This window comes from Paenibacillus cymbidii, from assembly GCF_004764705.1.
In the GTDB taxonomy this organism is placed as follows: Bacteria; Bacillota; Bacilli; order Paenibacillales; family NBRC-103111; genus Paenibacillus_AN; species Paenibacillus_AN cymbidii.
This window is the reverse complement of sequence record NZ_SHLX01000012.1, coordinates 1-23,478: the sequence shown is the minus strand read 5'-3', so window position 1 is coordinate 23,478 and position 23,478 is coordinate 1. Positions and strand designations below refer to the sequence as shown.

18 protein-coding genes are annotated in these 23,478 nt (G+C 58.2%); 5 read left to right on the top strand and 13 right to left on the bottom strand.

The features are described 5' to 3' along the window. Window positions 1-6: 6 nt before the first annotated feature. The 13 genes from EXY20_RS17555 to EXY20_RS17495 form a co-directional block, all read right to left on the bottom strand. Entirely contained in the window at window positions 7-2,361 is a 2,355-nt protein-coding gene (locus EXY20_RS17555) for an AraC family transcriptional regulator (protein WP_135553403.1), read from the bottom strand. Between the two features lie 17 nt (window positions 2,362-2,378). Then, window positions 2,379-3,929 (bottom strand): type 2 periplasmic-binding domain-containing protein, encoded by a 1,551-nt coding sequence (locus EXY20_RS17550; protein WP_135553402.1) that lies wholly within the window; start codon window positions 3,927-3,929, stop codon window positions 2,379-2,381. A gap of 38 nt (window positions 3,930-3,967) precedes the next feature. Continuing rightward, window positions 3,968-4,843, bottom strand: a complete 876-nt coding sequence (locus EXY20_RS17545; RefSeq protein WP_135553401.1) for a carbohydrate ABC transporter permease — start codon at window positions 4,841-4,843, stop codon at window positions 3,968-3,970. A 14-nt stretch (window positions 4,844-4,857) separates the two neighbouring features. Beyond that, on the bottom strand, window positions 4,858-5,718 hold the full coding sequence (locus EXY20_RS17540; RefSeq protein ID WP_135553400.1) for an ABC transporter permease: 861 nt from the start codon (window positions 5,716-5,718) through the stop codon (window positions 4,858-4,860). Between the two features lie 274 nt (window positions 5,719-5,992). Continuing rightward, entirely contained in the window at window positions 5,993-6,745 is a 753-nt protein-coding gene (locus EXY20_RS17535) for an SDR family NAD(P)-dependent oxidoreductase (protein ID WP_135553399.1), read from the bottom strand. Between the two features lie 35 nt (window positions 6,746-6,780). Beyond that, on the bottom strand, window positions 6,781-8,148 hold the full coding sequence (locus EXY20_RS17530) for a M20/M25/M40 family metallo-hydrolase (RefSeq protein ID WP_135553398.1): 1,368 nt from the start codon (window positions 8,146-8,148) through the stop codon (window positions 6,781-6,783). A gap of 270 nt (window positions 8,149-8,418) precedes the next feature. After that, complete coding sequence (locus EXY20_RS17525; RefSeq protein ID WP_135553397.1) at window positions 8,419-9,345, bottom strand: AraC family transcriptional regulator; 927 nt, start codon at window positions 9,343-9,345, stop codon at window positions 8,419-8,421. Between the two features lie 214 nt (window positions 9,346-9,559). After that, a complete protein-coding gene (locus tag EXY20_RS17520) occupies window positions 9,560-10,852 on the bottom strand; it encodes a Gfo/Idh/MocA family protein (protein WP_135553396.1) in 1,293 nt (430 codons plus the stop codon). Between the two features lie 128 nt (window positions 10,853-10,980). After that, window positions 10,981-12,612, bottom strand: coding sequence for an extracellular solute-binding protein (locus EXY20_RS17515; protein ID WP_167859318.1), 1,632 nt, complete (start codon window positions 12,610-12,612; stop codon window positions 10,981-10,983). A gap of 101 nt (window positions 12,613-12,713) precedes the next feature. Further along, complete coding sequence (locus tag EXY20_RS17510) at window positions 12,714-13,592, bottom strand: carbohydrate ABC transporter permease (RefSeq protein ID WP_135553394.1); 879 nt, start codon at window positions 13,590-13,592, stop codon at window positions 12,714-12,716. 16 nt (window positions 13,593-13,608) lie between these two features. After that, entirely contained in the window at window positions 13,609-14,526 is a 918-nt protein-coding gene (locus EXY20_RS17505) for an ABC transporter permease (RefSeq protein WP_235886080.1), read from the bottom strand. A gap of 64 nt (window positions 14,527-14,590) precedes the next feature. Next, window positions 14,591-15,394, bottom strand: coding sequence for an alpha/beta hydrolase family protein (locus EXY20_RS17500; protein WP_135553393.1), 804 nt, complete (start codon window positions 15,392-15,394; stop codon window positions 14,591-14,593). A 23-nt stretch (window positions 15,395-15,417) separates the two neighbouring features. After that, window positions 15,418-16,656 (bottom strand): sialidase family protein, encoded by a 1,239-nt coding sequence (locus EXY20_RS17495; protein ID WP_167859317.1) that lies wholly within the window; start codon window positions 16,654-16,656, stop codon window positions 15,418-15,420. Window positions 16,657-17,078: 422 nt separating this feature from the next. Between EXY20_RS17495 and EXY20_RS17490 the strand changes: the two genes are divergently transcribed. The 5 genes from EXY20_RS17490 to EXY20_RS17470 all read left to right on the top strand — a co-directional run bounded on the left by EXY20_RS17490 (window position 17,079) and on the right by EXY20_RS17470 (window position 23,217). Next, window positions 17,079-17,981 carry a sugar phosphate isomerase/epimerase family protein gene (locus EXY20_RS17490; RefSeq protein WP_167859316.1) on the top strand — a complete coding sequence of 301 codons (903 nt, stop codon included), beginning with the start codon at window positions 17,079-17,081 and terminating at the stop codon, window positions 17,979-17,981. Between the two features lie 19 nt (window positions 17,982-18,000). Further along, complete coding sequence (locus EXY20_RS17485) at window positions 18,001-19,059, top strand: Gfo/Idh/MocA family protein (RefSeq protein ID WP_135553390.1); 1,059 nt, start codon at window positions 18,001-18,003, stop codon at window positions 19,057-19,059. 14 nt (window positions 19,060-19,073) lie between these two features. Next, the gene (locus EXY20_RS17480; protein ID WP_135553389.1) at window positions 19,074-19,877 is read left to right on the top strand and encodes a sugar phosphate isomerase/epimerase family protein; all 804 of its coding nucleotides are present in this window, start codon (window positions 19,074-19,076) and stop codon (window positions 19,875-19,877) included. Then, the gene (locus tag EXY20_RS17475; RefSeq protein WP_135553388.1) at window positions 19,874-22,333 is read left to right on the top strand and encodes a glycoside hydrolase family 38 N-terminal domain-containing protein; all 2,460 of its coding nucleotides are present in this window, start codon (window positions 19,874-19,876) and stop codon (window positions 22,331-22,333) included. The genes EXY20_RS17480 and EXY20_RS17475 overlap by 4 nt, the downstream gene beginning before the upstream one ends. A gap of 128 nt (window positions 22,334-22,461) precedes the next feature. Next, window positions 22,462-23,217 carry a hypothetical protein gene (locus EXY20_RS17470; protein WP_135553387.1) on the top strand — a complete coding sequence of 252 codons (756 nt, stop codon included), beginning with the start codon at window positions 22,462-22,464 and terminating at the stop codon, window positions 23,215-23,217. Window positions 23,218-23,478: the final 261 nt, after the last annotated feature.

Below are 23,478 nucleotides of genomic sequence, written 5' to 3'. Positions count from 1 at the left end.
TTCGTTTCACTCGCTTTCCGAACGGTTGCCGCGATACTGACCGGGCGTCATTCTTTCATATTTTTTGAACGTGCGAATCAAGTGGGGCGGCTGGTAGCCGACGCGCCGGGCAATTTCGTTGATCGTCAGACTCGTGTCCAGCAGCAGCTGCTTCGCGGTGTCGATTCTGATCCTGGTCACGTAGTCGATAAAATTGACGCCGGTCACCAGCTTGAACGCCTTGCTGAGCGAGTACGGACTGGTGCCGTGCCATTCGGCGCACGCTTCGAGCGAAAGATCGGTCATATACCGGGTTTCGATCGTGCGGATGACCCGTTCCACCATCAGCCTGGTTTGCACATCTCTTGCGTTATGCAGCTCCCCCATGAAGGGCGTGATCACTTTATGCCGAAACCATCGGACCATCTCCGCCGGTTCCTTCAATTGGATCAGCTGCTCGTGCAAATTGTTTCCTTCGTACAGCTGAAACGGGTTGAAGCCGAGCAGCCGCATCGCATTCAGCAAATTGCCAAGCAGCTGGATCATTCCTTGCTGCAGTTGGGCGGCGGTGGCCGCCGTGCGCCGCAAGTCGTCGGCAAACTGCCCGATCGTTTGCGCCGCATTGTCCTCAAGCCCCATCCGCATCGCCTGGATGACCGCCTTCTCCGTCTCGAACGGATAATCCACCGCATGCGTTCCTTGCGGAACGAGCTCCTCCATATCGAGCAATTGCGTAGTGGCCTGCACATCCCGGTATTGCAGCGCATGCCTGGATTCCTTGAACACTTCCGGCAGCTGTTTGATTTCATCCTGGAGCCTGGCGATTACGATGGCGATGTTCATGCGCAGCAGCCGATGCAGGGAATCGGCCAACTCGCCGGCGAATTGCAGACATTCGCTCCGAAGCTGCAGCGGATCGCCCTGCCGCTCGAAGATCGCGATCACTCCGACCGACAGATCCTGAAAGTTGACGATTTCCGTCTGCGCGAACTTCGTTGCGGCCAATTCGCCGGCAATGTTCGCCGCCGCAAACGTCACCAGCTGCTCGTCTCCTTCCGCAAACCGGCCCGCCAAATTCGAATAGCCGGACAGCTCGACGATCATGGCGACGTACAGCTTGCGGTCCACATCCCAGCCGTATTGCGTCATGCGGTTGTGCAATTCCGTTTCGGACAAGTAATAATAGTGCCCGTGGATAAGCTGGAACAGAAACACTTCCCGCAGCAGCGGCAGCTGATCTTCCAGACGCGACTGCAGAATCGAGCTTTCCCGGGCAAAATGCAACCACTGCCGCTCGATGAAGCGGATTTCGTCCGTAGAGTCCGCCGACGCCGACACGGTTGCCCTTCCCCCGGCCAAAAGCTGCATGACGTATCGGATCGGCCGGTACATCGTGCGCGAGGCGAGCAGGGAAATGACGAGCGCCGCCGCCATCACAAGCAAGCTGACGGCGATGGTCCATCGCGAAGTTTCGGCAACGGACTCCGTCAACGCGGTCAACGGCACGGTGGCGACATAGGTCCAGCCTACCCGCGGCAACCGGGCATAATAGGCGTCGTATTCGTTCCCGTCGTAGCGGAAGCGGAACGTGCCCGAGCTTCCGGCCGCCTGCGTCATTTCGCGGCGCAGCGCCGATTCGAGCGGCGAATCCTCGGCGCCGGCTTTCCCTGCCGCCGTCAGCCTTTCCCCGTCCGCCCGCAAAATCATCGATACGCCGAGCCCGTCCGGATTCATCTGGGCAATCGCCGTTTGCAGCTCCGCCATGTTCAGATCGACGATGATCGCGCCGTAAGGCCGCACATCGTACCACGGCAGCTTGGCAACGAAGGAAACGGCGGGGGGAGTGTCCCCCGCCTTGGAACGATCCGTCAGGCCGTATTCCCAGAACAAGCCCGTCGGTTGGAACAACAGCGAATGAAGCCGGCTGCGCTCGGTTTCGGGCACCGCCGTCAAGCCTTGATCGCCCGACAGCAGCACCGCAGGCGCGTCGAGATACAGCCGAATGTTGGCTACCAGCGGATTGGAGTCGCTGATCATATAGAGCGATTGCATCAAATCCTTGATCTGGTCGATTTGCATGTGCAGGTCGAAATTGCGCAGCTTTTCGTCGAACATCGGGCTGAACGCCCAACGGCTGACGAACAGCTCGAGTTGACCGATTTTATCCGTAATCCCGTTGCTTACATGCTGAAACCTCAGAACGTTGGTCCGGTTCGCCTCCGCCTCGATTTTGCTTTTACCCAAATAGTAGGTGCTGACGGCAACGAGTGTCGTCGGAAACGTGGCGGTCAACAACACGATCGTCAACGTGCGCCAATACAACCGCCGTCTGATGAACGAGATGTCGTACCACTTGCCGAACGTTCTGAGCAGTTTCCGCATGTTCCGGTTCCTCCGCCTTATTTTTTCATCCGTTTCTGGTACGCATCATTCATTTCGCTCGTCATTTTCTGAAAATCCTTGTCCGTCTTCAATTGGGTGACGTAGCTGTCCCATGATGCGATCGGTTCCGAACCCATGATGACTTTAATTTTGAGGTCGTTCCATTTTTTGTTGTATTCGCTGCCCAGCTTCACGTACGTTTCCGAGAACAGGCCGACCGAAGGGTTCGGCTTGCTCACTTTGGCGCTGTCGTCGATTACTTTTTTGTATTGCTGGAACACGTTCGCCGGCATGCCGGTGCGGTAGGCGCGCAAATACTTATCGTACTTGAGCAAAATTTGGCCCATCGCCTGCTGCCCGACAATATCCTTGATCGCTTGATCCGTCGCCACCTTCACGCCGTTCTCCTCGTTGTAGTGGACCCCCTTCAGGCCGTAGTTGGCCAAATCGGAGCCTTCCTCCGAAGCGCCGTAATCCATGAACGCAAGCAATTGTTTCATTTTGTTTTCCGGCACCTTCTTCGGTATGACGAACATGCCGAAATACCCGCTGTCTCTTGCGATATACGGCCCGTACGGCCCCGCGATGGAGGGGGCGATCGCGAAATCGGCGTCCGGCTTTACTTTCCGCACCTCGGTAATGTCCTCCCACGTTCCTTCCACCGTATCCATCGACGACCCGACGCGGCCGGCAAAGATCAAATCGTTCGCCTGGCTCTCCTTCATGACGGCAAACTCCTCGGGGATGATCTTCTCTTTGTACAAATTCGCCATCCATACGAGCGCATCGCGGATATCTTTTTCCAAATTGACGTTGATCAACTTGCCGTCCTGCACCTTCCACGGCCCGTTATTGCCCGTAAACACATTTTCGATCCAGGCAAACGCACCCAGGCTGCCGACGTTGACCGCTCCGGCAAAGCCGTAGGTGTCGTTTTTGCCGTTGCCGTCCGGATCGTTTTGCGCGAACGCTTTCCACACTTTGTATACGTCGTCGATCGTTTCCGGCAGTTTCAGGTTCAGCTTGTCGAGCCAATCTTTGCGAAAATGGACGTTGCTGCCTCCCTCTACCGGGCGAACGCGCGGGATGCCGTAATTGCCGCCGTCGGCCATTTTCGTGTTGTTCCACGTATCCTCCGGGAAGCTCATCAGGTTTTTGTAATCCTTCAGATAAGGGGTCAAATTCCAGAACGCTCCCTGTTCGGCCATGCTCCTCACTTGCGGGGCGAACGGATCGGATACGAGCAGCAGCTCCGGCATGTCGCCGCCGGCCATCGTCACATTGACTTTATCGTCGTAGTTGTTAGGGGACACCCAGGTGATGTCCAGCTTCGTATTCGTGCGTTTTTCCAGTTCCTTGACGATGACGTTGTCCGGCCCCGGAGGCTCCGCGGTATAAAACTTCGACATGATCGAGATGGCGAGCGGCGCCTGCTGCTTTGCGGATGCGCCCGGCGAAGCGGCGGCAGCGCCGTCCTTGCCCTTCCCGGCATCGCTGCTGCTGCAGGCGGAAATCGTACATGCAAGCGTCAGAACGGAAGACAACCCCGCGACGAGTCTTTTGTTCATTGACAAGCTCCTTCATCTTATGGAATGGGCAAGCCGGCTTATTCTTTCACCGAGCCAAGCATGACGCCTTTATCGAAATGCTTCTGCAAGAACGGATAAACGAGCAGAATCGGAATGGTGGAGATGACGACGGCGGCCATCTTCAACGTTTGCACGGGAATGCTTCGTTCCCGGTTCATCTCGGCGGCCATTTCGCCGCCTGCGGTGGAAGAATCGATCAGCATGTTCTGCAGCAGCACCTGCAGCGGCCACTTGTGATAATCGTTCACGTACAGCACCGCCAGAAAGAAGGAATTCCAGTAGCTGACCGCGTAGAACAACCCGAAGGCGGCCATGGCCGGCAGCGACAGCGGCAGAATGATTTTGCGCCATACCGCGATGTCGCCGCACCCGTCGATCGTAGCGGCTTCCTCCACATTTTCCGGGATGTTGTCGTAAAAGCTTTTCATCAAAAACACGTACCAGCCGCTCGACAACGACGACAGGATGATCGACCACAGGCTGTTGATCAGTCCGAGCTCGCGAACGAGCAAGTAAGGCGGAATGATGCCCGGATTGAATAAAATCGTGATGAGAATAAGCAGCAGAAACGTTTTGCGTCCTTTCAGCTTGCGCTTCGACAGCGCGTACGCGAGCGCGCCGGTAACCAACAGGCTGAGGACGGTGCCGACGACGGCCAAGTATGCGCTGACGCCGACCGACCGAACGAACGCCCCTGTCGACAGCAGGTAGCGGTACGACTCCAGTGTCCATGTCTCGGGGAACAGCACGATCCCTTTCGTGCGGAATTCTTCCGGTGTTGCGAACGATACCGCAAGCACGTAGAGGAGCGGATACAGTGTGACGAGACATACCGCAGCAAGTGCGGCTCCGTTAAGGACGCGGAACGTCCGGTCGCTGGGCCCTTTGGTCATGGGTGGGCTCCTCCTTAATAAATGCCTTCCTCCCCGAACTTCTTCGCGAGCACATTCGCGCCGAAGACGAGCAGCAAGCCGACGACGGATTTGAACAGACCGACCGCGGTGCTGTAGCTGAACTGGCCTTGCTGCACGCCAACGCGATAGACGTATGTTTCAAAGACATCCGCCACATGCGATACGGAGGCATTCATCATCAGAAACACCTGTTCGAAGCCGACGTCCATGATTTGACCGATTCGCAAAATCAGCAGCACCGTAACCACGTTGCGCATGCCGGGCAGGGTAACGTGCAGCGCCTGCCGCAGCCGATTCGCTCCGTCCATGCGGGCGGCTTCGTACAATTGCGGATTGATGCCGGCAATCGCGGCAAGGAAGATGATCGTGCCCCAGCCGCATTCCTTCCAGATCGTCTGCAAGGTCAGCAGCGGCCAGAAGTAATCGGGGTCGGTCAAAAAAGCGATTTTCGGCCAGCCCGCCGTCTCCAGCATCCGATTGACCGCCCCGTCCGTTTGCGACAGCAGCAGAAAGGAAATGCCGACAATAATGACCCACGACAGAAAATGGGGCAAATAAACGATCGACTGTACGATCCGCCGCCAGAACGCATGCCTCACTTCGTTAAGCAACAGCGCGAGCACGATCGGCAGCGGAAAAAAGAAGACCAGGTTAAGCAGGCTGATGCCCATCGTATTGCGCAGCAGCACGATAAAATCGTCATGGGCAAAAAACTGCCGAAAGTGTTCCAAGCCGACCCACGGACTGTTCAGAAAACCGAGGTAAGGGGAATACTGCTGGAAAGCGATCAGCACGCCCCACATCGGTACGTACTTGAATACGAGAAAATACGCAAGCCCCGGCAATGCAAGCATATACAAGCCTCTGTTTCGCCATATCGCGTTCGCCAATAACCGGTTGCCACCTCCACGCCAGTTTTGAATCAGCTGATCTGCGCTTATCGTACCCGCCCTCGTGTCATTGCCACAATGAGCAATTTTTGCAGCCGATAAAAAAACGACATCGAGATGCGTCCCCGCCCGTTTTCGTGCAGGGGGACGATCTTGATGTCGGTCAAAACGGAAGCCGTATCGACACGATCCTTTCCGGAATCAGCGTCCCTTTATCGTCGTTATATCGAGTTCCGCTTCACATGGCTAGCTGTCCGCCATCGACCACAATCGTTTCGCCGGTGATGAACGCGGCGTCGTCCGATGCGAGGAAGGCGAACACGCCGGCCACATCGTTCGGCTTGCCGACACGTCCGAGCGGAATTTTATTGCGGATGTATTGCTGGACGAACTCTTCATTGTCGATCGCCTCCGACATCGGCGTCTGAATATAGCCCGGACATACCGCGTTGACACGAATGCCATAAACGCCAAGCTCGATCGCCATCGTTTTCGTGAGCAGCACGACGCCGCCCTTCGAGGCGTTGTAATGCGCATACAGCGCTTCTCCGACAAGTCCGTTGGTCGAGGCCATATTCAGAATGACGCCGCCGCCCTGGGCGGCCATCTGCCGGGACGCTGCCTGCGCCACGTAAAACATGCCGTTCAGATTGACGTCGATCATCCGGCGCCAATGCTCCGGCTTCATGTCCAGGAACGATTCCTCCCAGGCGATGCCGGCGTTGTTGATCAGCACGTCAATCCGTCCCGATGCCGCAATCGCGTCGTCGATCGCCGCGTTTGCCTGCTGCGGATCGGATATGTCAGCCGCGTAGGAGCGAACGTTCCCGCCCGCTTCGCGCAGCTCCCGCTCCGCATCGTGCAGCTCCCCTTCCTCCAGCGAAACCAGACACACCGTAGCGCCTTCGGCGGCAAACCTGGCCGCCGTCGCTTTGCCGATCCCTCTGCCCGCGCCGGTGACCAGCACCGTTTTCTCTGCAAATCGAAGCATATCTTCTCTCCTTTCCTTGTTTGCACCCGTATGCCTTACCCTTCCGAGCAGGAACGCTCCGGTTTGTCGTACCCGCACCAGTCCATGATCGCCAAAGCGTAAGCTTCGACCAGTTCCCCAAGCGAGGAAAGCTCCACGTACTCGTCCGGCGCATGTGCGTTTGCGCCCCGCGGCCCGAGCACAACGGCCGGTGTCGGGCTGTACAGATTGAACACAAAGGCGTCGCAGGCAAACGGCGCCCCGCGGACAATTGCCTCGCTGCCCGTCGCGCGGCCGACCGCTTGCGCCAGAACGGCGGTCAGCGGCGAATCGGAAGGCGTTTCGGCTCCAGGAAGAAACCGGATCATCCCGGTCAGTTCGGGAAACGCCGTTTTTGGCCCGTTTTGGGCTGACGACCATTCGCTGAAACGCTGCGCCAGTTCTTCCTTGAATTGTTGCTCCGTCAACCCGGGATGACATTCCGCCCAAAACTCGACCGTACAGGTTACCGGACCGGAATCGCAGATCGGCGCCGAAAGATCGCCGGCCATGACGCGCGTCACGATGACCGGAAGCTCGGGCGAATCCGCATACGACGGGTGGACGGGCCGGGCGGCATTCCTCGTTTGTTCGTACCAGTGCAGGAACACGATGAACTGCGCCGCATCGATGACGGGATTGTGCACCGTCTCCCCGCTGAAGGACATGCCGCCGGTGCCGGCAAATGCCGCCTTCCACAGCGCCCCGCCCCTGGTCGCGGTGCAGACGGCCATGTTCGTCGGTTCGGGGATGACGGCCCCGTCCGCCTGATAGCCTCTCGCTCGCGCAGCGAGCGTACCGTTGGCGCCGCCGAACTCCTCGTCGACGACCGATTCGACGATGACGTCGCCGAGCGGGCGCACGCCCAGTTCCTTCAGGCATCGCACCGCCAATGCGGAAGCCGCCAATCCGGCTTTCATATCGAAGGAGCCGAGACCGTACAACCGATCCCCCTCCCGCTCCGGCCGCCACGGATCGCGGATCCAATCGGTCGCCGCCACTGCGGTATCCGCATGGGAAGAGAAGAGCAGCGATCTCCCGTTCCCCGCGCCGGACCAAATGCCGACGACATTGGGCCGATCCGCATAATTTTTGCCGGGATAATAGGCCGGATGCCGCGCCAGTCCTTCGACCTCGTCGGGAGTGAATACATCCACTCGCAGTCCCAGTTCCCGCAGCATCCCGGCGACATGCAGCTGGCAGTTTTGTTCATCTCCGGTCAACCCGTGATTAACCGATGGAATCCGAATCAGATCGGAAACCGTATCGGCGATCAACGTCCGGTTGCGTTCGATCCAGCTGCGCACCTCCCGCTCCGTGTCACGGCGGGAAACCATTTTCGCGTTGCCGGCCAATACGTTGTTCCCACTTTTCTCCGCATTCATCGCATGAGCCCCTTTTCGAGACCGATTGCTCGGTGCTGTCAGTCTTTATTATAGCTTTGCCCCGAGCCGGCTTCATGCCCGATCGTGAGAAGACACTCTCCTTTTTTTCGAACTTGAATCGATTTCGGCCGGGGACAAAATAGGCCATAAAAGGCGGCTTATTTCGCAATCCCCTGCCGGGGACAGTTAACGCGAAAAAATAAAAGACGCCCGCATCCCATATGGGGATGAAGGCGCCTGTTTCAAGGCGTTCTTGCATTCCGTCGACTTCTACATGACGTCCTCCTCGGCGCCCCGCTCGAATTGCTTGCGGAATTGCGACGGCGTGACGCCGGTAATTTTGCGAAACATGCGATTGAAATGGCCGATGTGATTGAACCCGACCGACATGAAGATGTCGATGATCTTCATATCCGAATCGCGGATCAATTGCATCGATTTATGAATGCGCAAGTAATTGGTATACTCCACGAACGACTTGCCTGTCGCCTGTTTGAACAGAAAGCTGAAATACCCGGTCGCCAGATCGGCCATTCGCGCCATGTCCTCCAGCTTCAGCTCGTCGTAGAAATGCTCGTTGATATAGCGTATAGTCTCCTGCAGACGGCGATCCCGCCGGTTCAGCACGGTGCAAGACATTTGCTGCTTCACAATCCGTCGCGCTTCCCGGTTGATCCAGACGATCATTTTAATAATGTCCGCCCGAATCATGCTCTGGTAGCCGTTTTCCCGCTCGTTGTACTCGCGCCTGATGTTGTCGACAAGCGATTCCAGCGTAACCTGGGCTCCCGAATTGATCGAAAGCTTGGTGATATTCGTTTCCAGCGCCGCCTGCAGGTCGCGCAGAACCGGCATGCCGGAAGGAAGGTTGGCGGAACCGAACACATCGTCCGGCGTCCCTTCGACGAATTCGGGCACAAGATCGAACTGCACAATCTCGACCAGCTGCTTCTCGATCGTCGAAAACTTGTGTGCGGCATAGGGAGGAATAAGGATAAGATCCCCTTTGCCGACCACATAACGCTTGCCGCTCATGTGGTGCATGCAAGCGCCTTTGCTTACGTAAACAAGCTGATAGTAATCGTGGTCATGCCAGCACTTGTTTAATTCATGTCCGCCCAGCACGAGCATCTTGAACAGGAACCGGACGTCCATAAAATCCTTGTGCCGCATAAAGTAGTCAGCTTTGCTGTCCATTGCGAACTCACCCGCCCCGGCTTTTCGTTACGCTACGAATTCCAATTTCATCGGCATGACAATCGCTTGATGACGGTTACGACCTTGCGGCACAATTCTGTATAGTAATTCGTGTTCCGTATCGTGAACTACATATTGAATATACTTGTGGCCGCATTCTCGTGTCAATAGCCGTGAAATATATTTTGCAGCGGAATACATGACCCGGTCGCCTTCAAAGCTTCGAGAGCAAAACCTGCTCGCCGCGCTCCATCGAACGATCGGCGGCAAAGCCGATCAGGTGGCCGTAAATCGATATCTCCAGCGCCGCCGAGGAGATGGACATGCCTTGCCCGCGCATCATGCGCACAAAGTCGGCGACGAGCCGCAAATCGCCTCCGCCGTGCATGTCGCCGGCAACGTTTGTCGCCACGCGCTCCTCCGCATAAACATGCCCTTTGCGCGGATCGGGCTTGCGGATGACGAATTCGCCCTCCTCCATCACGCCCTGAATTTCCCCTTTCGTGCCGACGAGGTGCATGCTGCGGCAAGGTTTGGCCGTACCCCCGATCATGTTGTGCGTCGCCGTCGCACCGTCGGCGAACTGCACGATGACCGCCTGGTGATCGACGACGTCGTTGTCGCAGCGCCAGACGCAGCGTCCGTAAGGGTTGTCGGTCCGCAGCTGCTCCAGTTGCTCCTCCGGCGAGGGCTTAATGCCGAGGTGCTGATTGCTCCAGACGTAGAATCCCCACAGCCCTTGCTCGATGTAGTGCTTCTTTGCGGAGTAAGCGCACGTTTCCTCGATGCTGCAGTCCAGCAGGCAGCGCGTGCCCGCCCCTTCCGGCGCCATCTCCGGGCGGAAATGCTGCCTTCCCCCGAAGCTGCTGACGCGCACGGGATCGATGCCGCCCTTCATCCAGACGATCAGGTCGAGGTCGTGGCAGCACTTGGCCATCAGCATCGACGATTGCCGTTCCTTGCGGTTCCATTTGCCGCGCACGAAGCCCATCGCCATATGGTGGTAGCTGACGTTCTCCGACGTGTGCATCGCAATGATGTCGCCGATTTCCCCCGCCAGCACCCGCTTGCGAATTTCCGCATAGAACGGCGCATAACGAAGCACATGGCAAATGATGACCTTGCGGCCGTGCGCCAGCGCCGCACGGTGCAGCTCCATCACCTCGTCCTCCGCGACGCCGATCGGCTTCTCCAGCAGCACATCGTACCCCGCCGCAAGCAGCGGCAGCGTCGTCGGCACGTGCTGGGCGTCCATCGTGCCGTTGATGACGGCGTCGGCGATCCGGCCGGCCGAGGTGAACACCTCCAGCGAAGCGAACAAATGCCCGGGCGCCACGCCAAAACGTTCGCCGGCGCGCTGCAGCCGGACCGGGTCGGGGTCGACGACGCCAACGATGCGCAGCTCGTCCGGATGCTTCTCGGCGTACGAGGCGTAGAGGATGGCGCGGTGGCCGGCGCCGACAATCACGGCCGTAACCGGCCTGGCGTTTCTTGGTGAATCGCTCATTGCAAGGCCTCCTTCATAATCTGCGGATCATCTTGCTGCCGAACCGGCCCAGCTGGCATGGGGCGGGAACGGGCAAAGGGCGACGCCGCTCAACGAGCCGCACATCGCCCTTCCAGCCGCAAGCCGCTTTAATCGAGCAGCTTCTTCACATCTTTTTCCTTGATTTGCTCGTTGTATTCCTTGATGATCTCGCTGCCGCCGGCATCCATCCAATCTTTGACGATTTTATCCCAATCGCTCAGCGGCCGCTGGCCGGCAACCATTTTTTGCTGTTCGACAAACAATGTGCCGACGGTGTTCTTTTTGGCATCCTCCGTCTTCGAGCTGTAAGGCCCTGTCGGATTCGCATAATGCTGCGTTTTTGCATGAATATCGGTCAGTTGCTTGGCGAGATCCTGCAGCTGCGGATGCGTATACGTGCCGACAAAATCGACGTCGGTATCCTTTTTCGGGAAACCGAGGTTCTCGTCGAAGTACAGGAACGGCAGCAAACCGAGCGAATCGAAATTCGGTTTGAGCGTGTATTTTTTGGTCGTGGCGTCCCAATCGTAACCGGTACCGTTTTTACCCAGCCGCCAATCGAAGTCCGCGTTCTGCGGGCCCCACTGCGAGTTGGGAATAAATTCGCGCAATTGATCCCACATGGAGAGAATGCGGTTCACCTTGCCGGGATCGCTCTTGAGCTTGGCGTTCAGCACCTTCATGCCGCTGAGCGGGTTGACCGATTCAAGCGCCGTGACGCCGTTCGGGTCGGTAAAGGGCTGCAGCGCCACGAATTTGGCATTCGGCTGAATTTTGAGCATCGGGTCAAGCAGCGCATCGTTCAATGTGTTGGGCGGTTGCGAGAAAATGCCCGCTCTGCCTTCATAGAATTGTTTGTTGATGTCGTTGCCGTTCAGCGTCACGAAGTCGGGAGAGATGGCCCCTTCCTTGTACAAATCGGCGAACCACTGCACCTGCTTCTTCCATGCGTCCGAAACATAGCCGGGAATCAGGTTGCCGTCCTTGTCCTTATTATACCAGGTGCGGCTCGACCAGTAAGGCCCCATGTTGTAGTCCACCGCGAAGTTGGCGCCCATCGCCAGGCCGTACGTATCGTTTTTGCCGTTTTTGTCCGGGTCGTTCTTCGCGAACGCGATCGCCACCTGCTTCAGCTCGTCATAGTTGGTCGGCACCTTCAGACCCAGGTTGTCAAGCCAGTCTTTGCGCAGATAGATGGAAGAACCGAGGCGTGTGTTATAGCGCGGGAACCCGTAAATTTTGCCGTCCACGCGCAGCAGGTCCCAGGTCGACTTCGGCACGGCCTTCAGGTTCGGGTATTTGTCGATATAATCGTCGAGCGGGAGGAATGCGCCCTGCCGGGCAAAATCCCGGTAACGTCCCTTGAGGTCGCCGACCTTCAGATGGAGGATGTCGGGCAAATCGCCGGAAGCCATCATCGCGGAATATTTCTCTTCGTAGGCGGCGTTCGGGATCGAAATCGACTGGAGGTCGACGTTGAATTTTTCGTTGACCGCCGTAATGCCCGGGCCCGTAATCGGCGTCGGCTGGCCATAGGTCGAGTACATGCTTTTGATCGTATACTTTTTGCTCTTGTCGTCATCCTGCTTGGCCGTGGGCGATGCCGCGCTTGGCGATGCTGCGCCTGGCGAGGACGATGCGCTTTTATTTGCCGAATTGTCCGACTTTTGAGAGCAGCCGACAACGGCCGTAGCAAGCGTAAGCGCTGTTGCTCCCAATACCCATTTGTTTCGAATCATTCTTTTCCCCTCCGCATTTGTCATTTGTTCCGGTTCCATGCAGGAATGCCATTTCCACCGCACATGCATACTCGTCTGTCTTTCTCGTGATGATGTACGCTTCATCCCTTAATCGAGCCAATCATCACCCCCTTGACGAAATACTTTTGCAGAAACGGGTAAACCAGCAGAATCGGCAGCGTCGCCAGCATGATCGCGGCCATCTGGATCGTTTCCGGCAGCGGCGGCGGCCCGTCGTACGCATTGTCGGTGGACAGCGCGCTTAGCGCATCGTTGACGATGACGATTTGCCGCAACACGACTTGAATGGTCCATTTGGCCGGGTCGTTGATGTAAATGATCGCACTGAACCAGGTATTCCAGTAAGACACCATGCCGAACAACGCAAAGGCGGCGAGCACCGGCTTGGACATGGGTAAAATAATCCGCGAATAAATGTTCAGCTCGTTCGCCCCGTCCATGAATGCGGCGTCGATCAGCTCCTCCGGTATGGAAGAAACAAACGTGCGGTACACGATAAGCGTCCAGGCGCCGACGAACCCGGGGATGATGAGCGCCCAGAGCGAATTCAGCAGCCCGAGCGACTTCATGAGCAAATAAGTCGGGATCAGGCCGCCGCTGAACAGCATTGTGAACAGCACAAGGAACATGATCACCTTCTTCCCGATGATCGGGCGGGTCGTGGCGAAGCCCATCATCGAAGTGAACAGCAGGTTGAAAAATGTCGCGACAATCGCCACGTAGGCGGTGACGAGCATGGCCCGCGGAAACGCAACCGATTCGAGGATGTACTGATACGATTCCACTGTCCAGACTTTCGGCCAGAGCAGCAGCGGGTTGCGGAACAACTCGTCGTTCGTGGAGAAGGAGACGGCGAATATATAAACGAACGGAAACAGCATCGTCAGCATCAGCAGGACCAGGACGACGACGTTGGCGATATCGCCCGTCTTTTCGGATAAGGTGCGGTGTTTCAGCATGTTCTTCTCCTTTTGGCTAAAAGATTCCGTCTTCGCCGAACCGTTTGGCGGTCCTGTTGGCAAACACGATCAGGATCATGCCGACGATGCTTTTGAGCAGTCCGACCGCTGTCGTGAAGCTGTATTGGTTGCCGCCGCCAAGTCCCTTCAGATAAACGAAGATGTCCAGCGTCTCCGCCACGTGTTGATTCAGCGCGTTCATTTGCAGATACGATTGCTCGAAGCCGGTGTCGAGCACGTCGCCGATGCGAAGAATGAGCAGGATGACGAACGTGCCGCGAATGCCGGGAAGCGTGATGTGCCAGATGCGGCGCCACCGGCTCGCTCCGTCGATCGACGCTGCCTCGTACCATTCCGGATTGATGCCGGACAACGCGGCAAGGAATATGATCGTCCCCCATCCGACTTCCTTCCAGATTACTTCGGTGATAATGAGCGGCCGGAACCAGGTCTCCGACGTCAGGAATGGAATGGTGCCGAAGTCGGTATAAGCTTTCAGAAACGAATTGATCAAGCCGTCATTGCGCAGAAAGATGAAGACGATCCCCACTACAATGACCCAGGAAAGAAAATGCGGCAAATACAGCACGGACTGCAGCACCCGCTTGAATATTTCCCGCCGCAGCTCGTTGAGCATCAGCGCAAGCACCAGCGGGGCCGGAAAGGCAAACACAATTTGCAGAAACGAAAGTATGAGCGTGTTCTTCAGAATGCGCAGCAAGTTATGATCGTGAAACATCGTATCGAAATGCTTGAGCCCTACCCACGGGCTGTCCCAGAACCCGAGAAACGGGCTGTAATTTTGAAAGGAAACCACAACGCCGAACATGGGCGTATACCGGAAGAGCAGCAAATGAAGCAACCCGGGAAGCAGCAGCAAATAGGCGTAACGCAGCCTGAACACACGCTTCCTGAAGTGAGACCATGCTGTCAAACACAATCACATCCCGTTCCTAAGATGAATGCCGCATACATCGATTTATAGCGAGCGCCGGCCGTCAGCCGTTGCGCCGAACCGGCAACGCGCGCCGGATCAGGAATTCCGCAGCCTTGGCATACCAACTGCCGCTGCACGTGTGATACACCTCGTCGGTGACGATTAAATCGACGTGCCGCTTGCCGTATCCCGCTTCCTCGTTCGCTTGCTGGACGTCCAAATAAAATTGCAGGCAACACTCGGTGCTTACCGCCCAATCATGGTTGGGCACGATAATCATCATCGGTTTGCCGGCGAGCCGCTCCGCCCAGGTCGAAAGGCGCAACGCGGCCACATCGGCACGATCGCGCTCCTCCGTGAAGCCGATGACCCGCCAGTCGGTTACCGGGCAGAAGGCGGCGAGCGCCGCGATCCGCGGTTCCTCCGCATACAGCCGCAAGGACATATAACCCGAGCGGGACACGCCGCCGATAACGATGCGGCCCGGTTCTGCGGCACCGAGCGAAATGCAGCGGTCGATGACCGCTTGCCCTTCGCGCACGAACCGGCGGAACGGGTCGGCGCCCGCCAGGAAAGCCGCACGCATACCGGGAATTTCGGCGCCGTGCACAGACCCGCTCCGCGAGCCGTGATGGGGCGGATCGAAGCTGACGACCCGGTGGCCTTGCTCCAGCATCACTTCGACCGCCACGCAGTACGGGTAGGAGCGCAAACTCAGCTCGATCGTATTGGCGCATGATAGATACAGCAGCGGCTCCGGCGCAAGCTTCTCCGGAGGCGGGGAGAACAGCCGGCAAGGCACCTCTTCCCCGTCGACATGAACCGTAAAGTCCTGGCTCCTGAAATCGCGGTCGTAAAATCCCATCTCGAACGCTCCTCTTCAAATCGTCATTGGGCCACTGTCAAAGCAAGCTCGCGGAACCTGATGCCGCGCGGATTCCCTCCTCCCCAGGTCCCCACGTCGTACACGATGCCGATGCGCCCCGGAGCGAGCTCGACCACGCCCATATAATGAGTCGTTTGCGTGCCGCTCGTCACTTGCGCGATATGGCTCCACGTTTCTCCCTGGTCCAGGCTGACGGCGATATAATTGCCGTTGCGCGGATAGGACGGGTTGCGCCAGCAGGCTTTCTCCGGTATGCGCACGCCGAACGCCAGAACGAGCTCGCCCGATGACAGCTCGATGAGATCCGGATCAACGACGGCGCCGCTCAGCTCAGTCTGCGGTTCGCCGCCGCTTTCGCCCGGGAACAGGGACGCCCAGTCGGCGGTGCGGCGTATATCGATGAAGTCGGCCAGCACGGGGCGAGGTCCGCTCCAGCTCCGGCCGTTGTCGTCCGACGTCGCCTGACACAGCTCGCGCCCGGTTCGCATGAAGCAAAGCAGCCGGCCCGTTTGCGACACTCGTCCCAGCACCGCCTCGTTGAAGCCTTCCGAGCTCCCGTCAAAATGGGCGGGCTGGGCGATCGTCGACTGCAGACGCCAGCTTCTCCCGTCGTCGGTCGAACGCAGCAGGACGACGCGCGTTTTTTTCATGCTCGGCATATACGGAACGGGGACATCGTCCCCGTCGAACCAGCAGTATAGCGTCGTCAGCAAATCGCCTTCCGGCAGCCGAAGGACGCGCCGGTGCAAGCGGGCTGCCGCATGTGAATCCCCGCAATCGTCCGTGCTGCCGGTAAAACGAACGCCGGGAAGCTCGAACGTTATCGGCTCCGGCTTTGCTTCGGCGAACGCGCCCGCCGAACGCCACAGCAGCCCCTCTCCGCTGCCCGGCTCGGTTCCCGGCGTTACATACGTGTCGAGAAAGGCGAGCTGACCGCCTAACAGGACAAACGCCCCGCCTTCCCAATTGACTTCATTGTCTTGCGGATCGGGAATCGAACGCTCCCAATGCGCGCCGTTGTCTGCTGACTCATAGGTAGCAAGCAGTGTGCCCTTCATTACAATCCGGTTCGCGGGAAACGGCTTTTGCGGCAGCTGCGCTTGCACGTATAACGTTCCCGTGCCGGAGCGATGCAGAAACGGCTGCAGCCCGTTGTCCGTCACGACCGCCTCGCGCAAGCTGGTGAGCTCAACCCTCGGATCGCGCCTCAGCACGACCATTTCCGCCATTTTCATTGCCATGTTCATCCCTTCTCAAGTCCTCGTGTAGTCCTTCCGGATTAGCGAAACGGCGCATGCCGCTCGCTGCCCCGTTCATCATCATTAAGCGTATTTGCTTTTCCAGCCGCAGTCCAACGTTATTCGCAGTTCGACTGTGCGCATTCTCATATGAAAAGTAAATACGGCCGCAAGATTTCATCCGCTTATCACGTTTTCCGGGGCCCCCGCAAAGCTTATGCTTCCGATGCTGCGTTTGCTGACGCAAACGCCTCAGTACCTGAATAAGCTTTGAAGCCAAAACCTCACTTTGTGGGGTATTCTGGATCGTTTCTGAAGATCGGCTCAGGTTACCTCACAATATGGAAGGAATTCGCCGCTTGCCCCGGTTTACAATGTTGTGCGAGCAGGGAATCTGCCAATACGATGTGGAGGAACCTACCATTATGAAAATTGGACTGCATTCGGTCAGCTATTCGGGCACCTGGGGAGGACAAACGGCGCTATCGCTGCCTGATTTCATTCGCAAAGCCGCAGCTCTCGGCTATGACAACGTCGAATTGGCGGGCAAACGCCCGCACGCTTCCCCGCTCGATATGGATGCGGCGGCGCGGCAATCCGTGCGCAGCCTGCTGTCGGAACTCGGGCTCACGCTTTCGTGCGTTGCCAGCTATCACGATTTCGCCGCATTCTACGAGCACAAGGACATGGCCATGATGGAAAAAGAATTGCTGTACATGCAGCAGGTCATCGAGCTGACGCGCGATCTCGGCGGATCGCTGGTGCGCACGTACACCGGCTATTTCAAGGAGGGCGTTCCCTATCGCAGCCAGTGGGATGCGTGCGTGGCCGGCATCGCGGAGAGCGCGGCGATTGCCGCCAGGTACGGCATTACGATCGGCGTGCAGAACCATTCCTGCATCGCCAGCGATCCCGACAGCCTGCTCGACTTCCTGGAGGAAATCAAGCTGCCGAATGTCAAAGCGGTGCTGGACGCTCCGTTCATCGACAATCACAACAAACCGATCCGGGAAACTGTATTGAAATACGACGGCCTGGTCGTCCATACGCACCTGACCGATTTTATCCGGCGGGACAAGTACAAGTACATCTCGGAAACGGTAACCCATGAGAAAAACGGCCTGGAGATGATTGCGGTCCCGATCGGCCGCGGAAGCATCGATTATCGCGCCTTTGTCGGCGCGCTGCATGAAATCGGCTTCGACGGCACCCTTTCCTATGAAATGTGTTCGCCGCTGGTCGGCGGCGGGAGCGAAGCCAATCTCGACCGCTGCGCGGACGAATCGCTGCAATATGTACGCGGCTTGATCGCCGAACTATCTAATTAATGGGGGAGGCAACATCTTCATGAGCAAGCAAATCAAACTGGGCATCGTCGGCCTTGGCGTGATCGGGCAGAAGCATCTCGAAGCGGCTTCGGGCATGCCTCATATTGCCGTCGAGGCAGTCGCCGACCTGAACGCCGCGATCGTCGAACGAACGGCCGAACGTTATGCCGTACCTCGCCGCTATACAGACGCGGAAGCTTTGATCCGCGATCCCGGGATCGAAGCGGTGCTGTTGGCCGTTCCGACGCGCGGACGCACGGAGCTCGCGCTTGCGGCGATGGCGGCAGGCAAGCATGTGCTGCTGGAGAAGCCGATCGGCATGAACGCCGGGGAAGTCAAACGGCTGCTTGCGGCGCAAGGAAACGTCACGGCCGGCTGCTGCTCGTCGCGCTTCCGCTTCTACGAATCGGCCGACTGCATCGCCCGCTTCGTCGCAACGGGCCAATTGGGCGACTTGCGCGTCATTCGTTCCCGCGGCGTTCGTGCGGTCGGCAAGGCTCCTTCCTCGCCGCCGCCGGTCTGGCGGCTGAACCGCGCGCTTAACGGCGGCGGCGTTATGGTGAATTGGGGCTGCTACGACCTCGATTACGTGTTCGGTCTTACCGGCTGGACGCTGAAGCCGCTAAGCGCGCTGGCCGCGGTCTGGTTGCCGGCTCCCCACCTGTCGGCGCATGCCGCGCCGGATTCGGATGCGGAATCGCACGTTGCGGCATCCATCGTCTGCGCGAACAACGTGCTCATCCAACTGGAGCGGGGCGAGTTCGTGGCGGGCCCGACCGAAGAAGTAACGGAGCTGATCGGCACGCGCGGCACGCTTACGTTCACGATGATGCCCGCCGAGAAAAAAATCGTCTTCACCGGAAGCGATCCCGAACGCGGCGCTTATTCGGAAGTCATCTGGACCGGCAGCGAGCAAACGGGCAATCTGCACGCCGGCCCGGTATCCGACTTCGCCCGCGCGCTGCTGGACGGGCGCGAGCCTGCGACGAGCCTGAAACAAGCCTGCCTCATTCAAGCGGTAACGGATGCCATCTACGATTCGGCGTCGACAGGCCGCTGTGCCGACATTGCCGAATAAGGGGGAGCCATAAGATGAAATACGCGTTTATGAGTTTTTCTTGCCCGCAGCTGGAGTGGTCCGGGGTGCTCGCCGCAGCCGCCGCTTACGGCTACGCCGGGGTTGAGCCGCGAATCGGCGCCGGGCAGCGGCACGGTGTGGAAACGGCAGCTTCGGCGGACCAACGCCGGCAAATCAAACGGATGGCCGAGGACAGCGGCGTCGCCATCTGCTGCGTGGCTACCGGATGCAGCTTCGTCCTGCCGGAGACGGTCGCCCGCCATATCGAAGACGCCAAGGCGGCCATCGCGCTTGCCGCCGACATCGGCGCAACGCGTCTGCGCGTGTTCGGCGGCGATCTCCCGCAAGGGACGCGGCATGCCGAAGCGATGCCGCTGCTCGTCGATTCGCTCGCCGCGTTGTCCTCCTTCGCCGCCGAGCATGGGGTCGTCGTTTGCCTGGAAACGCACGACTCCTGGACCGATCCCGAACACGTCGCGGACGTGATGCGGCAAGTGAACCACCCCCATATTGCGGTCAATTGGGACATTGCACATCCGGTGCGTTATCACGGTTACACGATGGAGCGCGCATACGAAATGCTGAAGCCGTGGATTCGCCACGTCCACTTTCACGACGGCATCACCGATGCGAACAACAAGTTCGTGTTCAAGCCGATCGGCGAAGGGATCGTCGACCATGCCGCCGCCCTGCGCCAGCTCAAACGTGGCGGGTATGACGGATTTCTTAGCGGCGAATGGATTAATTTCGATTCGTACGACGTTCATCTTCCTCGCGAAATCGCTGCCGTCAAACGGCTGGAAGAGGCGGCATCATGATCGCCAATCTCACGCGCAAATGGACGCTGTACGTCATCCACCATTCCCATACCGACATCGGTTACACCGATAGACAAGAGAAAATCGCGCAATATCACGCCGATTTCATCAGACAGGCGATCGAAGCGAGCGAAGCGGACGGGGCGACGGAACGCGCGGACGGAACCGAATTTCGTTGGACGTGCGAAACGTTCTGGGCGGTCGAGCAATTTCTCCGCGAGGCCGGTCCGGATTGGCAATCGCGTTTTCATGCCGCGCTTCGCCGGGGCGATCTGGAGCTGTCGGCGACCTATTTGAACATGACCGAATTGATCGGCGCCGAACTGCTTGCGAAACGGATGGCCGCTGCCGTCCAGTATGGCCGCAGCATCGGGGTCACCGTCGATTCCGCGATGACGGCGGACATTAACGGCTTCGGCTGGGGGTATGCCGAAAGCTTGGCCAATGCCGGCGTCAAAAACCTGTTTACGTGCATCCACACGCATCACGGCATGTTCCCGCTCGGCAAGAAGCAAATTCCGTTCTGGTGGGAAGCTCCCGGCGGCGAACGGATTCTCGTCTGGAACGGGGAACACTATCATGTCGGCAACGATCTTGGCCTGTGCCCGGGCGCGCTGCATACTTACGTCATCGACGACGGCAGCCGTCTCGATTACGGCTCGCCGGAGCACGACGCCGTCGCCTTGCGCCGCATCGGCCTGTATTTGCGCATGCTGGAGGAAGAAGGCCATCCTTACGACTTCGTGCCGGTTATGGTGAGCGGCGAATCGACCGATAACGGGCCGCCCAATGCCGCCGTCTTCCGTTTCATTCGCGAATGGAACGCGCGCTACGGCGATATTGTGGAGCTGCGCAGCGCAACGCTGCACTCCTTCTTCGAAACGGTGCGGCGGCAGCAAAGCGACATCCCCGTCTTCAGCGGCGATTGGCCGGACTGGTGGTCCGACGGCGTCGCCTCGACGGCTGCCGCCACCCAAACGTTCCTCGAGGCGCAGCGGGTAGCGGGCATCGTTGCCGCGCTGGACCCGAACGGCAGCGCGGTCGACCGTTCGCTGCTCGGGCAGCTCGAGGACAACCTGATGTTGTACGCGGAGCATACATGGGGTTTCCGCACATCGGTCAAGGAGCCGTGGAACGCACTCACGCGCCAATGTTTGATGCGCAAGGAAAGCTACGCCGCGGAAGCGAACCGGGCGGCCTATACGGCACTGGATCTCGTGACGCGGCAGATGGGCGAACGCCTTCTCGCACCCGGACGCCCGATGCGCTTCCGCCTAGTGAACCCGCATCCCGCCGAGGCGGAAGCCGTCATCCCGCTCTCGCTGCAAATGTGGGAGCGGAAGCAAATCGAACATGGCTTCACCGTGTTCGATACCGCGGACGGCACCGTCATTCCGGCGCAGAGCGGCGTACTGCGGCTGCAGGATCACACCGTATACATTCCGGTCAAGCTGCGCCCGCTGGAACAGAAGGAGGTTGAAATCAAACCTGCGCCCGCTCCCGCCTCCTTCCTTGCGTCGACCGTACGTCCCATCGAGCAGCGCAACTGGAACAACGATCTGTTGCTGGATGGCGTCGAAGCGTTCGTCCCTGCTGTGTCGGTCGGCTGTTCCAGCCTGGAAACGCCGTTTTTCCGGATCGTCTGGCGGGAACAGATCGGCATCGTCGAATGGACCGACCGTCGCACGGGTCGTTGCTTGCTTGCGCAAGATAGACTGGCGGGTGCTTTCGCGCCCGTATACGAAATGACGCCCGTAGCGCCTCCCCACGATGCCGGCGCTTTCGCGCAAGTTCGCAAAACGATGGGACGCAATCGCAAGGGGCCGGATGTGCGCCGGGACATCGGCCGGTTGACGTCGGTCCAGCCCGGATCGTCCGGGCCGTTGTTCGCCTCGGTCATACTTCGTTATGAAGCGGACGGAGTCGACATGTACGACATCGAATTGACGGGGTATGCCAATATGCCGCGGGTCGACGTTGCGGTGCGGATTCATAAGACGAGCTTGTGGGAACCGGAAAGCCTGTTTATTGCCCTGCCCTTCGCCGGAAGCGCCGAGGACCCGTTGTATACGGTGAAAACCGGAGCGGTTGTACGTCCCGGAATCGATCAATTGCCCGGCACGCTCACCGATTACTATTGCATTCAGGATGGAATCGCTTGGGGCGAAGGCGACGGCAGCTACGCGATTGCGATGCCGGATACCCCGCTGCTGCAGCTCGGGCCGCTGGAATACGGGATGAGAACGCTGCACAAGCATCAGGAGCAAACAAACAATTCGTCGCGCCAAATGTACGTCTGGGCATTGAACAATTACTGGGAAACCAACTTCAAAGCGACCGTTGGCGGTTTCTACGAATTCAACTTTTACTTGTTCGGCGGGGAAGCTCTTTCGCCGGAGTCTCGTTTTGCCGCATGCCGGGCGCTGAACGCCGGGCTCGTCAGCTTCCGCTCGTAAATCGCAAACAATCGCTTGCGGTTACAGAGACGATCTGCTATTGTAACTATTATCCATACGCGTGAAGCACACGCCGTTTCTCTCTTCGGAGGGACGGCGTTTTTATTTTGTCATTTGGAGGCGATGAGATGGCTGCGATTCCGGGATCAAGGAGAAAGTCGGAGGGGGAGATCGAATACGAGAAACTGTTGGAGCGACAGAAACGAACGGCGACAGGCGCACGATTGGAACAATTGAACAAGCAGGCCGAAGGTGAAAGAAAGCTATTGACCGAAATCATCTGGCCGGTACGACATTCATTTGAGGGCATTGTGTTGGAAAAAGAATTCATTACGTTAACCGGAGTCAAAGCGTATATCGACGCGTATGAAGAGATTTTTCATTTTGGCTTCGAAGGGGAAGGTTATGTGTCGCATGCCGAAAACATCACGCGTCCCCGATTTGACTTTGAGAAGATGCGCATACGCTCAATGGGGGCACTCGGCATCCTTTACGTTCCTTTTACTTTTGATGAAATGGACAAGAAACCCGACTTGTGTCAACGCACCTTATACGAGTTGTACGGAAAATTCGGCGGTGGCTTTGCAAGTCCGAGGAATCCCCCTGTGCTGACGCCGTATGAAAAAGAAGTCATCCGTTACTCGCTGTGGCTTGCTCGACCGATTCGGCTGAGCGACGCGTGCGAGTGCTTGCTGCTCGGCAAAGATGCAAGCCGGAATGTTATGAAATCGTTAGTGGAAAAAGGGCTCCTCCGCCCGACTTCCCAAGGGTTGCAACGGACTCATGTATACGAGTTGACGAATCAAGCGTTCCTATACGGCAGAGGAGCATACAAGAGTTCGGCCGCCGCCACGACAGCGGCCGGGATAATTAAGCCGGAGTAATCGGCTTATTTCCTCCCTACGGCCAGGGACGGCACCATTAAGCCGGATTTCCCGGCTTATTCCCTCCCTGTGGCCCCGGCAGGCACCATTAAGCCGGATTTCCCGGCTTATTCCCTCCCTGTGGCCCCGGCAGGGGTGCCGTCAAGTAGTTTGTGTAGTAGGTTCTTCCATCGGGACGATGGAGGTCATTTGTTTGGTGTAAAAGGTTGTGGGCGGCCGTAGCCCAAGCGAAGGCGCGGGAGGTTATTTTTTTGCTCCGTA

What these genes read in the sequence shown, in the direction of transcription:
- EXY20_RS17500 (WP_135553393.1), bottom strand. Translation starts at nt 15,394, where the DNA reads ATGGGATTTTACGACCGCGATTTCAGGAGCCAGGACTTTACGGTTCAT.
- EXY20_RS17515 (WP_167859318.1), bottom strand. Translation starts at nt 12,612, where the DNA reads ATGATTCGAAACAAATGGGTATTGGGAGCAACAGCGCTTACGCTTGCT.
- EXY20_RS17555 (WP_135553403.1), bottom strand. Translation starts at nt 2,361, where the DNA reads ATGCGGAAACTGCTCAGAACGTTCGGCAAGTGGTACGACATCTCGTTC.
- EXY20_RS17490 (WP_167859316.1), top strand. Translation starts at nt 17,079, where the DNA reads ATGAAAATTGGACTGCATTCGGTCAGCTATTCGGGCACCTGGGGAGGA.
- EXY20_RS17495 (WP_167859317.1), bottom strand. Translation starts at nt 16,656, where the DNA reads ATGGCAATGAAAATGGCGGAAATGGTCGTGCTGAGGCGCGATCCGAGG.
- EXY20_RS17520 (WP_135553396.1), bottom strand. Translation starts at nt 10,852, where the DNA reads ATGAGCGATTCACCAAGAAACGCCAGGCCGGTTACGGCCGTGATTGTC.
- EXY20_RS17510 (WP_135553394.1), bottom strand. Translation starts at nt 13,592, where the DNA reads ATGCTGAAACACCGCACCTTATCCGAAAAGACGGGCGATATCGCCAAC.
- EXY20_RS17540 (WP_135553400.1), bottom strand. Translation starts at nt 5,718, where the DNA reads ATGCTTGCATTGCCGGGGCTTGCGTATTTTCTCGTATTCAAGTACGTA.
- EXY20_RS17480 (WP_135553389.1), top strand. Translation starts at nt 19,074, where the DNA reads ATGAAATACGCGTTTATGAGTTTTTCTTGCCCGCAGCTGGAGTGGTCC.
- EXY20_RS17475 (WP_135553388.1), top strand. Translation starts at nt 19,874, where the DNA reads ATGATCGCCAATCTCACGCGCAAATGGACGCTGTACGTCATCCACCAT.
- EXY20_RS17525 (WP_135553397.1), bottom strand. Translation starts at nt 9,345, where the DNA reads ATGGACAGCAAAGCTGACTACTTTATGCGGCACAAGGATTTTATGGAC.
- EXY20_RS17485 (WP_135553390.1), top strand. Translation starts at nt 18,001, where the DNA reads ATGAGCAAGCAAATCAAACTGGGCATCGTCGGCCTTGGCGTGATCGGG.
- EXY20_RS17530 (WP_135553398.1), bottom strand. Translation starts at nt 8,148, where the DNA reads ATGAATGCGGAGAAAAGTGGGAACAACGTATTGGCCGGCAACGCGAAA.
- EXY20_RS17470 (WP_135553387.1), top strand. Translation starts at nt 22,462, where the DNA reads ATGGCTGCGATTCCGGGATCAAGGAGAAAGTCGGAGGGGGAGATCGAA.
- EXY20_RS17550 (WP_135553402.1), bottom strand. Translation starts at nt 3,929, where the DNA reads ATGAACAAAAGACTCGTCGCGGGGTTGTCTTCCGTTCTGACGCTTGCA.
- EXY20_RS17545 (WP_135553401.1), bottom strand. Translation starts at nt 4,843, where the DNA reads ATGACCAAAGGGCCCAGCGACCGGACGTTCCGCGTCCTTAACGGAGCC.
- EXY20_RS17535 (WP_135553399.1), bottom strand. Translation starts at nt 6,745, where the DNA reads ATGCTTCGATTTGCAGAGAAAACGGTGCTGGTCACCGGCGCGGGCAGA.